The organism is Streptomyces sp. NPDC058464 (assembly GCF_042721035.1).
GTDB lineage: Bacteria > Actinomycetota > Actinomycetes > Streptomycetales > Streptomycetaceae > Streptomyces.
The window spans coordinates 221,444-235,142 of the sequence record NZ_JBHXMA010000010.1 but is presented as its reverse complement, the minus strand read 5'-3'; the positions used below and the strand labels follow the sequence as shown (position 1 = coordinate 235,142).

The 13,699-nt window shown below is 71.6% G+C and carries 9 protein-coding genes; 2 read left to right on the top strand and 7 right to left on the bottom strand.

Translation table 11 applies throughout. The annotated features are described in order from the left end of the window. Positions 1 to 190: 190 nt before the first annotated feature. The 6 genes from ACFWPQ_RS16535 to ACFWPQ_RS16510 all read right to left on the bottom strand — a co-directional run bounded on the left by ACFWPQ_RS16535 (position 191) and on the right by ACFWPQ_RS16510 (position 10,336). Positions 191 to 2,686, bottom strand: coding sequence for a transglycosylase domain-containing protein (locus ACFWPQ_RS16535; RefSeq protein WP_384034345.1), 2,496 nt, complete (start codon positions 2,684 to 2,686; stop codon positions 191 to 193). A gap of 246 nt (positions 2,687 to 2,932) precedes the next feature. Further along, positions 2,933 to 4,138: a hypothetical protein gene (locus ACFWPQ_RS16530; RefSeq protein WP_384034343.1), complete on the bottom strand. Its 1,206-nt coding sequence runs from the start codon at positions 4,136 to 4,138 to the stop codon at positions 2,933 to 2,935. Between the two features lie 357 nt (positions 4,139 to 4,495). Next, positions 4,496 to 5,776: an MFS transporter gene (locus ACFWPQ_RS16525; RefSeq protein WP_384034340.1), complete on the bottom strand. Its 1,281-nt coding sequence runs from the start codon at positions 5,774 to 5,776 to the stop codon at positions 4,496 to 4,498. After that, positions 5,773 to 6,984 (bottom strand): type III PLP-dependent enzyme, encoded by a 1,212-nt coding sequence (locus ACFWPQ_RS16520; protein WP_384034337.1) that lies wholly within the window; start codon positions 6,982 to 6,984, stop codon positions 5,773 to 5,775. The genes ACFWPQ_RS16525 and ACFWPQ_RS16520 overlap by 4 nt, the downstream gene beginning before the upstream one ends. Beyond that, positions 6,981 to 8,693 (bottom strand): IucA/IucC family protein, encoded by a 1,713-nt coding sequence (locus ACFWPQ_RS16515; RefSeq protein WP_384034334.1) that lies wholly within the window; start codon positions 8,691 to 8,693, stop codon positions 6,981 to 6,983. The genes ACFWPQ_RS16520 and ACFWPQ_RS16515 overlap by 4 nt, the downstream gene beginning before the upstream one ends. A 17-nt stretch (positions 8,694 to 8,710) precedes the next feature. Continuing rightward, a complete protein-coding gene (locus ACFWPQ_RS16510; protein WP_384034331.1) occupies positions 8,711 to 10,336 on the bottom strand; it encodes an IucA/IucC family protein in 1,626 nt (541 codons plus the stop codon). A gap of 576 nt (positions 10,337 to 10,912) precedes the next feature. Between ACFWPQ_RS16510 and ACFWPQ_RS16505 the strand changes: the two genes are divergently transcribed. Together ACFWPQ_RS16505 and ACFWPQ_RS16500 are read left to right on the top strand one after the other, a co-directional pair. Continuing rightward, positions 10,913 to 11,665, top strand: a complete 753-nt coding sequence (locus ACFWPQ_RS16505) for a response regulator transcription factor (protein ID WP_384034328.1) — start codon at positions 10,913 to 10,915, stop codon at positions 11,663 to 11,665. Continuing rightward, entirely contained in the window at positions 11,662 to 13,146 is a 1,485-nt protein-coding gene (locus ACFWPQ_RS16500; RefSeq protein ID WP_384034326.1) for a sensor histidine kinase, read from the top strand. Before ACFWPQ_RS16505 ends, ACFWPQ_RS16500 begins: the two co-directional genes overlap by 4 nt. On the opposite strand, the gene ACFWPQ_RS16495 is transcribed toward ACFWPQ_RS16500, so the two are convergent. Then, a partial coding sequence (locus tag ACFWPQ_RS16495) for a hypothetical protein (protein ID WP_384034323.1) occupies positions 13,083 to 13,699 on the bottom strand: 617 nt, incomplete at its 5' end. The two genes, ACFWPQ_RS16500 and ACFWPQ_RS16495, sit on opposite strands and share 64 nt — an antisense overlap.

Genomic DNA, 13,699 nt, shown 5'->3' with positions numbered 1-13,699 from the left:
TGTGGTCGTACGGCAGGGCGCCCGCCCCGCACTGGGGGCGAGCGCCCTGCCTGACGGGCGACCGCGACGGGGCGATCACCACCACTGACCTTGGCAGCGGGTACCTGAACGGAGCCTGAACGCCTGCCGCGTGCCTGGTCGGACGGCGTGGCGTGCGGACCGCGGAGAGCCAGGGCCACCGTGAGGCGGCTCAGGGTCCTCCGCGGGTGAAGGCCGGGGTCGGTGAGCCGGTCGTCGGTGAGGGTGAGGTGGTGCCGCCGGTCGTGCCGCCGAGCAGCCCGCCGGCGGTGGTGCCGGTGGTGTCGGTCGGACTTGCGCTGACGCAGTGCCTCCGATGCCGGTGGCACGGTGCGGTGGTGTGGTTCCGGGGGGCCGGTGCGGTCGGGGTGGCGGTGGGTGTGCTCCGGGGTGCGGTGGCGGAGGGTGTGGGCGAGGGGGCGCCGTATTCGTCCGTGCCCTGCCCCAGTTGGGGTGCGGGCGGGAACTGCTGGACGGGTTGTCCCCGGAGGGCGGCGGTCATGTAGCCGGTCCACACCTCGGTGGGCATGTCGGCGCCGAAGACCTTGGCGTAGCCGCCGACGCCCTGCATGGACTGCAGGCCGGCTTTCTTCGGGTCCTCCTTGAACATGCTCACGGCCGTGGTCAGCTGCGGGGTGTAGCCGATGAACCAGGCGGACTTGTAGTCGTCGGTCGTGCCGGTCTTGCCGGCCACGGGGCGGCCCAGGGCCTGGGCGTGGGTACCGGTGCCGTGCTTGACGACGTCCTGCAGGACGTCGGTGACGGTGTCGGCGGTCGAGGAGGGCATGGCCGTGGTGCCCTTGGGCTTGGCGAAGCCGGACAGCTGGCGGCCGTCGGCGACGACCTTGGTCACCGAGTACGGCTCGTGCTGGATCCCGCCGTCGTCGAACGTGGCGTACGCGTCCGCCATGCGGATCGCCGACGGTGTGGAGGTGCCGATGTAGAAGCCCGGGGTGTCGTACTGCAGGCTCGTGCGCAGCAGCCCCGCCTTCAGGGCCTCGCTCTCCACGTTGTCGTAGCCGACGTACTCGCCGAGCTGGACGTAGGGCGTGTTGACCGACTCCTCCATCGCCTTGCGCAGGGTGATGTAACCCCACTTCGTGGACACGTCGTTGCGCTGGTGCAGGAGCCCCGTGGGGTCGTTCGGGTCCGGCAGCTCCTGGCCCTGCTGGTTCTTGATGGTGATGCCGTCGTCGCCGTCGAACTTCGAGGCCGGGGTGATCGGTGAGGCCGGCTGCCCGGGAGCGAGGACGGCGCCGTGGTCGAGCGCGGCGGCCAGGTCGAAGGGCTTGAAGGTGGAGCCGACCGGCACACCGGTCGCGTCCGCGTTGTCCGTCCAGTGCCCCTTGTTCCAGCCGGCCCCTCCGTACAGTGCCACGATCGCGCCGCTGGACGGATCGATCGACGCCGCGCCGACCTGGACGTTCTTGTCGGCCGAGCGGTGCTTCGGGTCGAGGTGCCGGTGCTCCATCGCCGTGACGGACGCCGACAGCGCGTTCACCCTCTTCTTGTCGAAGGTCGTGTAGATCTGGTAGCCGCCGCGCTCCAGCTGCTGGTCCGTGAGGGAGGTGTGGGCCTCGACGTACTTCGCCGCGGTCTGCGTCAGGTAACCGGTCTGCCCGGACATTCCCGCCGAGGGCGTGTACGGCTTGGGCGTGGGGAACCCTGCCGCCAGGTAGTGCTGTTCCTGGGCGTCGGTGATCTGGTGGATCTTGGCCATGCGGTCCAGGACGTACGTCCAGCGTGCCTTGGCCTGGGCCTTGGCCTGCGGATCGGTGTCGGCGTGCATCAGCAGGCTCGGCTCGTTGACCGTGGCGGCGATGAAGGCCCCCTGGCTGACGTTCAGCTGGACGGCGTGCACGTGGTAGTAGGTACGGGCCGCGGCTTCGATCCCGTAGGCGTCCCGGCCGTAGTAGCAGGTGTTGAGGTAGCCCTGCAGTATCTCCTGCTTGGACATCTGGCCGCCGATCTTCAGGGAGATCATGATCTCCCTGAGCTTGCGGCCGACCGACTGGTCCTGGTTGAGGTAGGTGTTCTTCACGAACTGCTGGGTGATGGTGGATCCGGACTGCACCTCACCGCCCGTGGCCATGTGGTAGACGGCACGGAGCATGCCCTGCGTGTCGACGCCCGGATCGGAGTAGAAGGTGGCGTTCTCCGCGGCGAGGAAGTCCCACTGGACCAGTTTCGGGACCTGCGCGAGATCGACGTTCTGCCGGTTGGTCGACCCCTGGGTGGCCATCACCGAGCCGTCCGACCAGTAGTAGGTGTTGCTCTGCGCCTGTGTACTGGGGTTCGCGCCGGGGATCGTCGTCGTGGCGTAGGCATAGCCGAACAGGCCGACCAGGCCGCCGACGAACAGCAGGAAGGTGCCGGACACCAGCTTCCACGAGGGCAGCCACCGCCGGACGCCGCGCCTGCCCGCCCGCGGGTAGTCGATCAGACGGCGCCGACCGGAACGCCGAGCGTCCGTACGCCGGGCATCCGTACGCCGGGCGTCCGTACGTCGGGTGCCCGCCGCGCGGCGGGTACGCCCGCCCTGGGCCCGCGCAGCCCTGCGTGCCGCGGCCCGGCCGCCGTCCGGCACACCGTCGGAGCCGGACGGTATGCCGGACGATGCGCCGGGCGGCGCGCTCCTCCCCGACGGTCGGCGCCGGTGTTCGCTCATTCTCGCCACTCCTCAACCAAGAACACGGCCCCGCCATCGCCGCGGGACCGCCCGCCGGGTGCCCCCTGTGGGGCCTGCCCGGGACACGCTGACACCCTCCCCGGAAACTCCTGCAAGCCGAAAGAGTAAGTCGCACTCGCGCCGGCGGCCGTGGCTGCCGGCGGTCCGTGTGCCGACTCCGGCTCGGCCTGCCGACTGCCTCGGCGCAGAGGATACGCCGAGGCGGTCCGTCGTCGTCGTGGCAGGTCAGCCGAGTGAGGTGAGGAGGGTGTCGAGTGCCTTGACCTCGGTGGCCTTGTCTGGGCTCGGGGCGCGCAGCGCTGTCAGGACCTGGTCGATCTCGCCGTCGAGGAAGTGCCAGGACTGCTCGCTCTTGGGCTCAAGAGTGGACTGGTCCTTGTCCCAGGCGATTTCGAGGTCGGTCACCCGGCTCGTCGCGGCCGACTGGCTGCCCGAATTGAGCTTGGCCAGGGTGTCGGCCGCGATCGTGCGGAACTTCGCGATCTCGGCCGGAGGGAACGGCGACGTCGCCTGCTTCGGCGTGAGGTGGGCGGTCACGGGTGCGGGGGCGTCCTCCTCACTGGCCAGGGCCGCGTGGGGCTGGTGGTGTGCCCAGACGAGGAGCGCCGCGGTCGCGACCGCCACGACGGCGTAGTAACCGAGCATGATCCGCTCACGCGCGGGGTCCAGCGCCCGCGGGGCATGAGAGAGATCGTCGGTCTCGATGACATCGCTGCGGCTGACCGTGAGGTACACGACCGTGGCGAGGATCGCGCCCAGGAAGATCACGCTGGTCACCGCGGTGCCGAGACCCAGGCCGCCGTCGCCGCCGGGCGAGCCGAGCCAGTCGCCGAGATTGGCGCCGAGCGGGCGGGTGAGGATGTAGGCGAGCCAGAAGGAGAGCACCGCGTTGGCGCCGAGGCGCCATCCGAGGACGATCGCGACGATCAGCCCGAGAGGCAGGAACACGGAGACTCCCGGCGTCCAGCCGGTCAGTTCCAGGGTCCAGTCGCCGGTCGCGGTGCCGAGGGCGAAGGTGACCAGGACCGCGAGCCAGTAGAAGAGCTCACGGGGACGGGTGGTGATGGTGTGGACCGACAGGGTCCGCTCGCGGACGTACCAGATCCCGAAGACGACGGCCAGGAGGGCGGAGAACACGCTGGTGCTCAGCGCGAGGGGGACGCCCTGGCTGTCGGTGAGGATGTCGGTGTAGAGGGTGCCGGTCACGCTCACCACCACGACGGTGAGCCAGTACACGAACGGGACATAGCGTTTGGTGGTGAGCTGCCAGCCCATGACGCCCGCCAGAACCACGGTGAAGATCAACGCCGTGTTGATCAGGCCCACGCCGAGGTTCATGTTGATCCAGTCGGCGAAGCTCTCGCCGACCGTGGTGCACAGGATCTTGATGATCCAGAACCAGATCGTGACCTCGGGAACCTTGTTCAGCATCTGCCTGGCAGGCGTCCGAAGGCCCTCGGACGTCGTCGCAGTTGTCATGTGACCCTCGCATGGAACGGGTGGCAGCACGGAGGGGCGTCCCTCACGTCTGCGGAACGGTGATTTTCTGGAAATGCACGGCTCAGCGCGATGTCGTATTCGCAGGTCCGCGGCATGACTTCGACAGGGTTGGCGTTCCTGGAATGGCTCTCTATTTCGGGAGGCCCTCATTCCCGCGAACCCCGGCCGGTAAAGCCGGCGATAATTCCAGGAAATTCGTCCCGGGATTCAACCCGTGCGGCGCGCGAGTGCCGGAGAAACGGGGTGAGCCCGCCTCGGCAACCACCGGACCAGCAGACGTTTCATCGGTCATGGTGCCCGACTGTGCCAGCCGGAACCTGAACACATCCTGACTGCCACGTCGGCGGTGCCGCGAGCCCCGAGGGCGAGTGCGGCCGCCGCTGAGATCACGCCTCCGAGGAGCAGCGCGGAGCGGGGGCCGAAGGCGTCGGAGACGACACCGACGAGGGGGGCGCCGATGGGGGTGCCGCCCAGGAGCACGAGGAAGTAGACGGACAGCACACGCCCCCGTAGGCGCGGGTCGACGTGCAGCTGTGTCAGGGCGTTGGCGGTCGTGGTGACGATCACCGAGGCGAAGCCGACGGGGACCAGCAGGGCCATGAACGTGCCGTAGCCGGGCATCAGGCCCAGCGCGGCCTCCAGGACACCGAAGACGACGGTGGCCGTGACCAGGCGTCGTGCGGTCGGCGGTCGCTTTCCGTTGGCCGCGAGGAGCGCGCCGCCGAGGCTGCCCGCGGCATAGGCGGCGGAGAGGTAGCCGAAGGCAGCCGCGCCGGAGTGGAAGACGGTGACGGCCACGAGGGAGACGGTGACCTGGAAGTTGAGTCCGAAGGTGCCCACGAAGGCCATGAGCGCGATCGGCTGGACCAGCTCCGGAGTGGCGACGATGTGGCGGAAGACGTCGGTCAGGCGCTTGTCGCCGGGTCGGCCCCGGTCGGGGTGGCGGAGTTCACCGGGCGGAACGGCGGACAGCCCGTACAGGACCGCCAGGTAGGAGACCGCGTTGATCAGGAACACCGGGCCGGTCCCGACGGCGGCCACCGTCAGGCCCGCGGCGGCGGGCCCGAGGATCCGGGCGACGTTGAACTGGGCGGAGTTCAGGCTGACCGCGGCGGCCACCTGGTCGCGGGCGACCAGGTCGGATATGAGTGCGTTGCGGGCGGGACCGTCCACGGCGGTGGCGGTGCCGAGGGCCACGGCCAGGGCGTGGACGGCGGGCAGGCTCACCGTGCCGGTGACGGTCAGGACGCCGAGCAGCAGTGACTGTGCCGCCATGGTGGTCTGGGTGATCAGCAGCAGCCGGCGTCCGGGGCAGCGGTCGGCGAGGGCTCCGCCGGCGAGGCCGAACAGGGTCTGGGGCAGGAACTGCAGGGCGGTCACGATGCCGACCGCACTGCCGCTGTTGCCGGTCAGCTGCAGGACCAGCAGGTCCTGGGCGGCTCGCTGCATCCAGGTGCCGATGTTGGAGGTCAGCTGGCCGAGCAGGTAACGGCGGAAGGCCCGGACGGTGAGGGTGGCGAGCGCCGAACCGTGCTGTCTGCCGGGGGACGGGCGGCACCGCGATCTCATGTCGGTCGGCCTGCGTACGCGTCCGCGACGGGCGCGTCCAGGTCGTCGAGGTGGTGGAAGGCCGGGTGGGGGTGCATGAGGAAGGCGTGGTGGGAGATGTTCCACGCGTAGGCGCCGGCCATGGCGAACGCGATCCGGTCGCCGGTCCGCAGCCGGTCGACCGTGACGCGGCGGGCCAGGACGTCCTTGGGCGTGCAGAGCTGTCCGACCAGGGTGACCGGCTCGCCGCGGACCTCCGGGCGGGGCCAGGGGTGCTGCCAGGACCGGTCGGGGATGACCTCGAAGGGCTGGTCGTGCTGTTTCGCGGCCGGTGTGCGCAGGTGGTGGGTGCCGCCGCGCAGGACGGCGAACGCCTGGCCGCGGCTGCGTCTGACGTCCAGGACCTGGGTGACGTACCAACCGCAGTAGGCCGTGACCGAGCGGCCCGGTTCGATCCGCAGCGTGACACGGGGATGGCGCTCCAGCGTCCGGCACAGCCCGACGCCGAACGCGGCCCAGTCGAAGACCTCGTCGGGACGGGTGTAGTCGACGCCCATCCCGCCGCCGATGTTGACCTCGGCGAGTGCGATCCCCTGTTGGTGCGCCCAGCGGTCCGCCCAGGCCATGACCTGGGCGACGAGGGCCAGGTGGGCGCGCGCGTCGAGGCCGCTGGCCAGGTGGACGTGCAGCCCGCGCAGCCGGATACGGCCGTCGGCCGCGATGATCCGCAGGCACGGGTCCAGCTGGGCGGGGTCCAGACCGAAGGGGCTGGGACAGCCGCCCATGACCAGGGAGGCCGAACGGAGCAGGACGGGCACGTTGACGCGCAGCAGCACGTCGACCGTGCGGTCGCCCAGCACGGTCGTCAGCGTGCGCAACTCGTGTTCGCTCTCGACGTGCAGGCGCTCCACGCCCGCGTCCAGGGCCTCGGCCAGTTCCGCCGGAGTCTTGCCGGGGCCGCCGAAGGCGATCCGCGCTGCGGGGAGGAGGCCGCGGACGTGGCGGATCTCGCCGCCGGAGGCGACCTCGAACCCGTCGACGTGCTCGGCCAGGGTCTGCAGCAGACGGGGGTCGGAGTTGGCCTTCGCCGCATAGAGCAGTTCGACGCGGCGGGGCAGCGCGGCCCGGACGGCGCGGACGTGTTCGCGCAGGCCGGACAGGTCGTAGAGGTAGGCGGGCAGGTCGTCGTCGGCCAGCCGGCCGATGTGGTGGAGCAGCGCGGGCCTCACGGCGTCACCTCGCGGGGGAAGTCCGCGCCGAGCGGGCTGGGCAGGGGAACGTAGTGGGCGTGCCGGTCGGCCCGGCGGGCCCAGCGCAGCAGGAGGTTGGCCTTGGCGGGCAGCGGGACGCCGGAGAGCAGGGCACGCAGGCGGGGCGGTTCACCGGCGGAGCGGGCGTAGGCGCCGATGCGGTCGCGGACCAGGCCCCACAGCGCGGGTTCCAGGGCCGGCCGAAGGTCGGCCAGGGCGCCGAGCACCTCGGCGACATGGTTGACCAGCAGGCAGTACGCGACCCGGTTCCAGCCGCGTTCGGCGTCGTAGGTCAACGGCCCGCGGACGTCCTCCGGCAGAGTGGACAGGAACCGCTCGTGATGGCGGGGCAGGAGCTTGGTGCCCTCCAGGTCGCGGAACAGCATCTGTGCGGGCATGCCGTCCGCCCGCACGCCGACGACGACGTTCTGCAGGTGGGGTTCCAGGACGATGCCGTGTTCGAAGTACGCGGCCAGCACGGGCGGCAGCAGCAACCCGAGATACGTCGCCCACCAGGCCAGGAGGTCTCCGTCGCCGCGGGTCAGCAGGTGGGAGACGTGGGCCTGGCTGGTGGGGTACTCGTCCGCGACCGCGGCGGCGAGCAGCGGCGTCACGCCCGGACGGAGGTGGGGACGCAGGCCGGAGCGCACGATGACGCCGAAACCCTCGGCCAGGTCGGTGTCGCCGCCGGCGGCGACGGTGCGGTAGCCGGGCTCGGCGAGCAGCGCGCAGCCGGGGAAACGGTCGGCGAGCCGGGTCATGACGGGTTGGACCAGCCGGTTCAGGGCAATGGCACCCGACAGTTCGTAACCGGCGTTCTTGCGCAGGCAGTTGGTGATACGGACGTTGAGGCTGAACTTCAGGAAGGTGTCCGCGTCCGGCTGGTAGAGCGTTCGCACCGACGCGGTGGGCACCCATGCGGGCCCGCCGACGCCCGCGTCCACGACGGCGCCCTCCGCCATCGCCGCGCACAGCCCCTCGTGGCCGCGCAGCAACCGGAGCTGCCAGGGGTGCACCGGGAGCGTCACGTACTGCGGGTCCACCGGCGGACCCAGCCTGTCGAGCACCCCCGACTCGCCCTCCTCCCGCACCAGTTCACGGCGTACGGCCAGGTGGTGCAGGCGGATGCGGGCCCCGGTCTCCGGCCCGTACGCCAGCCAGTCCGCCGGGTCCCCGCTGCGGGCCTTGGGCGTGGGGTGGAAGCGGTGCCCGAACACCAGCGCCTGCTCCGAGGCCAGATAGAGGTCAGGACCGAACTCCGGTTGCGGTGCCGGACGGGCGCGGTGTTCCAGCGTCGTGCGGATGGTGTCGTGGCTGTCGGCGACCTGGTCCAGGAACTCGTCGTTGACCGTGCCGGTGCGCAGTTCGAGTTCCTCCTGGACGTAGCCGGCGAGTTCCCGCCAGTCGACGGTGGCCCATGCGGCGTCGTGGAGTCGTTGGACGGGGCCCTCGAAGCGGTGGGCGCCGATCATCGAGACCCGGCGGAGCCGGGCCCGCAGCAGAAGGCCGCGGTGGGGCAGGCGCAGCAGGAGGTGGTCGTGGTCGACGGTCACCTGGTGCTCGGGGGCGGACACCTCGCGGACGAGGCAGTTGAGCAGGGTGTGGGCGGTGACGGCGTCGGCGGTCCCGTCCGGCTGATCGGTCCGTGCCGCGGTGGCGGTGCCGGGCGCGAGGGCGGAGGTGGTCATGGGCAGGCTCCCGTGCGTCAGAAGTGGCGATAGCGGGCGAGGGGGTTGGGGAGGGGGGTCCACTGGGCCCTGCCGGGGTCGTCGGCCAGACGCATCGCGATGGTGGCCTTCAGCGGCAGGGTGTCGCCGAAGAAGACGGCCTCGTCCCCGTGGTCCGGCAGTTCGGCGTACGCCCGGCGACCGGCCTCGGCCACCGTCTCCCACAGCGTCCCGGTGTCGACGGCGCGGGTGCGGGCGAGGACGTCGACCAGTTCGCTGAAGACCCCGCTGAGCAGCGCGCCGAACAGCTTGGTGCGCAGCGCGTCCGGGTCGTCGCCCGCCCGGGTGCCGGCCAGGGGCGGCAGGGTGAATCCCCGGGCGGCGAGCCTGCGCGGGCTGACCCGGACCCCGTCCAGGTCCCGGTAGAGCACGCGCAGCGGCCTCCCGTCCCGGAGGACGACGAGGGTGTTCTGGCCGTGGGCCTCCAGCGCGACGCCCATGGACAGCAGGGTCAGCGCGGGCGGCAGCACCAGCGTGGCGAAGTCCCGCAGCCAGCACACCGGATCGCCCGCCACGACGGCGGCGCCGGTCGCGTGCACCGCCGTCAGCGGGACGGCGATCTCACCGTCGCCGAGGTGCGAGTCGGTGGACTCCCTGACCATCGCGGCCAGGCTGCCGGACGCCCGTCCGCCGACCCGGACCGCGCCACCGCCCGACTCCCGGAGCACCCGCAGGCTGTCGCCGAACCCGGCTTTGTCGACGACGGCCGACACCAGCTCAGACAGGGCCGGCCCGTCGGCCACCTCCGCCGGCGAGATGGTCCGCCGGTAGTTGGTGACCTGCACGTCGAGGGCCGTCTTGATGTGACGGCCGGGCAGCTCGGCCACCGGTGCGAGCGTCCGCAGCGACAGCAGCGGCCGGGCCGGGATGGTCCGCCCCGTCACGGCGAGGTCGCGGTGGCGCGCCAGTACGTGGTCCCGCTGCCAGGGATGGACCGGGACCAGGAACGTGTCGCCGTCCCGCAGCTCCGCCGGCCAGGTGCCCGCGCTCTGCCAGCGGTCGGCCGGGACGGGCAGCAGGGCCAGTTCGACCACCGGGTGGTGCTCGGGCGCGTAGGCCAGGACCTCGGCCACGGACATGCCGGTACGGGTACGGCAGCACGGGTGCTGCGGGTGGCCGTCGACCACCGCCTGCTCCGCGTCGGCCGAATCGCGCGGCCTGCCGTGCCGTTCGGGATTCGCGGCGCGGGCCAGCGCGAGGTTGACGACGCTGTTGTCCAGCTCGGCGGCGAGCCGACCCACGGCCGACCCGGACAGCCCCAGCAGGGCGAGGAGTTGCGCCGGACCGCGCACCGGCCCCGCGGGCCCCGACACGGTGAAGTCCTCGGGCGTCCGGGCGAACCGCTGGGCACAGGCGTGAGGTGCCGTGAGCCGGTCACCGTTCCGCAGCGTCACGACGAGGGTGTCCGCCTCGCGGTGCCGCACGGTCACGCCGGGCAGCGGCTCCCGTGCGAGGGCACCCCACAGCCGCCCCAGGACGGTGGCCCGCGCTCCGGGGAGGGCTGCCGCGAACGGCTCCGCCAGATCCGGGCGCACCCGCCGCAGTTCGTCGATCGCCCTCTCGGACTTCCCCTCACCTCTCCCGTGCGGGAACGGAGGACTCATGGACGTGTCGGAGGCATCTGAGGGCATGGCGGATTCCCGGAGGTCGAGTGGTTTTCCAGCACGCGGCGCACCTGAATCGGACCGCGCCTCGGACACTACGGGAAGGCGTGTAAGCGCCGATCAAGCGGAAATACAGGCGGTTTTCAGAGAGCCCGGAGACGAAATCCCTGAAACGCCGGAAAATCAGGGCCGCCCATGAGTGTTGCCACAGCGCGTGACGGCAGCACATCCAGGGCCCACAGCACGGCGCAGCCACGCCTGCCGCGCGGCCCGCGCGGCATCAAGTCGCAGGTCATGGGCTACTTCCACCTGCCTGCACCACGCGCTCCCGCGGAATCCCGGCGGTCCCGACGTGCTGTTCCTTAACCATCTCCTCACCAGGAGCTGGCAAGACTCTGGATTTCCCGACACCACCCTCCTCCACGAGTCCGCCATCCGGCTGAATTCCGCGACGCGCGGCCATGGATGACCGTGTGCGTGCCGCCGTCACATGAGAAACCCGAAGGGTCACTGATACGAGGGAATGGCGCGGCGGTTGTACAGCGCGGTGGGGCTGCTGTTTGTGAGCCTGTCGGCATGCATCTGCTGCTGATCGAGGACGACGAGCGGGTGGCCGAGCCCCTGCTGGAGGGACTGGGCCGTTTCGGGTTCAGCGTGGAACACGCGCGCACCGGTGCCGAAGGCCTGTCCGCCGCGGAGCCGGCGATGGTGCTCCTGGACCTGGGGCTTCCCGACATGGACGGCATCGACGTCTGCCGGGAGCTACGAGCCCGCTCCGCGGTCCCGATCATCATGATCACTGCGCGGGACTCCGAGGCCGACCGGGTGCTCGGTCTGGAGCTGGGCGCGGACGACTACGTGTCGAAGCCGTTCGGGGTCCGGGAGCTGGTGGCGCGGATCCGGGCCGTGGCCCGACGCACCCGAGCCGTGCCCGGCGACGCGGGTGATCCGATGCCCGGAGCCTCCGGCGCCCGGGACCCGGCCGGCGCCCAGCGGATCGGTCCCCTGAGCGTCGACCGTCGAACCCGTCAGGTCCGGGTGGGCCGGGTGCCGATCGCCCTGGCTCCCAAGGAGTTCTCCCTGCTCGTCTGCCTCGCCGAAGATCCAGGTGCCGTCTTCTCCCGCCAGCAGATCCTCGACACGGTGTGGGAGCCGGACTATTTCGGCCCCACGAAGACCCTCGACGTGCACATCGCCGCCCTGCGCCGCAAGCTCGGTGACCCCTCCTGGATCGAGAACATCCGCGGCATCGGCTTCCGTCTGGTTCCGCCCACCGGCCCCGGCCCGGCCCCGGCCGCACCGGACCGGCCCCGCGGAAGCGCCCGATGACGCGCCGTCTGCTGCTCAGCTACCTCAGCCTCATGGCGCTCGTCCTGCTGGCCCTGGAAGTTCCCTTCGGCTTCGTCTACGCCCGCAACGAGCTGAACCGCTTCTCCCACACGGCGGAACTGGGCGCGGTCACGCTCGCCTCCGTGTGCGAGGAGAAACTCGAACACGGGCGGGCGTCCGACCTGCCGGAGTTCGCCCGCGACTACGCCCGGCGCACCGGCAGCGGTGTGGTCATCACCGACCGGGGCGGCACGGTCCTCACCGACTCCGCCGACGCGACCGCCGTGGGCACGAACCTCTCCTCCCAGCCGGACATCGCCACCGCCCTCCGCGACCGTCCCGCAACCGGGATCCGCGACGACCTCGTCCCGGGCGTCAAGGTCCTGTTCGCCACCGTGCCGGGCGGGTCCGGCGACACCGTCCCCTGCGTCGTGCGGACCCTGTACCCGCTCACCCCGATCGCCGAGAAGGTGCATGCCACCTGGGTCGCACTCGGCGTCGTCGGCCTGGGCGTGCTGGCGGTCGTCGCGCTGATCGGTTTCGCGCTCGCCCGCTGGATCACCCGCCCGCTGCGGGCGCTGGAACGGGCCACCACGCAACTGGCCGACGGCCGCCTGACCGACCCTCCGGACACCGACCGCGGACCGCCCGAACTACGCCGGGTGACGGCCACGTTCACCCGCACGGCGACCCGGCTCCAGCACCTGCTCCACGCCCAGCAGGCCTTCGCCTCCGAGGCGTCACACCAGCTCAAGACGCCCTTGACCTCCCTGCGCCTGCGTCTGGAGAACTTCGAACCCCACCTCGCCGCCTGCGCCCAGGACAGCCTCGGCGACGCGATCGACGAGGTCGCCCGTCTCAGCCGCATGGTCCAGGGACTGCTCGCCCTCGCCCGGCTGGAGAACTCGGCGATCACCCAGGAGGTGGTGGACCTCGACGCCGTCGTCGCCGACCGCGCCGCCATCTGGACGGCGTTCGCCGGCGATCAGCGTGTCGGCATCGCGGTGACCGGGCCCGAGGTCGGCCGGGTGTGGGCCGTCGCGGGCGCACTGGAACAGATCCTCGACAACCTGCTGTCCAATGCCCTGTCCGTCTCGCCGCCCGGCACCACGATCACCCTGGCGACCACCACCGCAACGGCGGACGACGGCTGCACGGTCGAACTGCATGTGATCGACCAGGGCCCAGGCATGACCGAGACCGACCGGCAACGGGCCTTCGACCGCTTCTGGCGGGCCGCCGACGCCCACCACGACGGCACCGGCCTGGGCCTTTCCATGGTTCAGCGGCTCACCCGGGCCGGCGGCGGAGACGTCGCCCTGAACGCGGCGCCGGGCGGCGGCCTGGACGCCGTCGTCAGGCTGCGGCCCGGGCCGGCGGTCCGCCCCCGGCGACCCCGTACCGCTGTTCCCGCGGCTCAGGCCGCGGGTACCGCCGGGTGCTCCGGTTCGGAGACGTCCACGCGGGTGGCGGACAGGTAGACGACCGTGCCGAGGACGACCGTCAGGAAGAGGGCGCCGGTGACGACGGTGCCCAGCCCCAGGCCTCCGTCGCCGGTGGGCTGGGCGAGGTAGTCGCCGACGGAGGCGCCGAGGGGGCGGGTGAGGAGGTAGGCGATCCAGAAGCTCCACACCGCGTCCAGGTCCAGCGCGAAGTGCGCGATGGCCACCGCGGCGATGGCGGCCGCGAACAGGGCGGCGGACAGCCAGTACCCGAGGTCCAGGCGCTCGGACACCAGGTCACCGGCGGCGGTGCCCAGGGCGAACGCGAAGAACACCGCCGGCCAGTAGAAGGACTCGCGGCCGGCGGTGTCGATGTGGCGGAGGGACAGGGTCCGCTCACTCCGGTACCAGACCACGAACACGACGGCGAGGACGACCGCGAAGACCGTCGTCGCGGTCGCCGGCGGCACGCCCACGGTGTCGGTGAGGTCGTGGGAGATGAGGCTGGTGGACACGCAGTACAGCGCCACCGTTTTGCAGTACACCCCCGCCCGGGTGGCGGAGGTGGGGGACAGGACCCCCAGGACGAACG

Coding starts and splice junctions, on each gene's coding strand:
- ACFWPQ_RS16535 (WP_384034345.1), bottom strand. CDS start 2,686: ATGAGCGAACACCGGCGCCGACCGTCGGGGAGGAGCGCGCCGCCCGGC.
- ACFWPQ_RS16530 (WP_384034343.1), bottom strand. CDS start 4,138: ATGCTGAACAAGGTTCCCGAGGTCACGATCTGGTTCTGGATCATCAAG.
- ACFWPQ_RS16525 (WP_384034340.1), bottom strand. CDS start 5,776: ATGAGATCGCGGTGCCGCCCGTCCCCCGGCAGACAGCACGGTTCGGCG.
- ACFWPQ_RS16515 (WP_384034334.1), bottom strand. CDS start 8,693: ATGACCACCTCCGCCCTCGCGCCCGGCACCGCCACCGCGGCACGGACC.
- ACFWPQ_RS16510 (WP_384034331.1), bottom strand. CDS start 10,336: ATGAGTCCTCCGTTCCCGCACGGGAGAGGTGAGGGGAAGTCCGAGAGG.
- ACFWPQ_RS16505 (WP_384034328.1), top strand. CDS start 10,913: ATGCATCTGCTGCTGATCGAGGACGACGAGCGGGTGGCCGAGCCCCTG.
- ACFWPQ_RS16500 (WP_384034326.1), top strand. CDS start 11,662: ATGACGCGCCGTCTGCTGCTCAGCTACCTCAGCCTCATGGCGCTCGTC.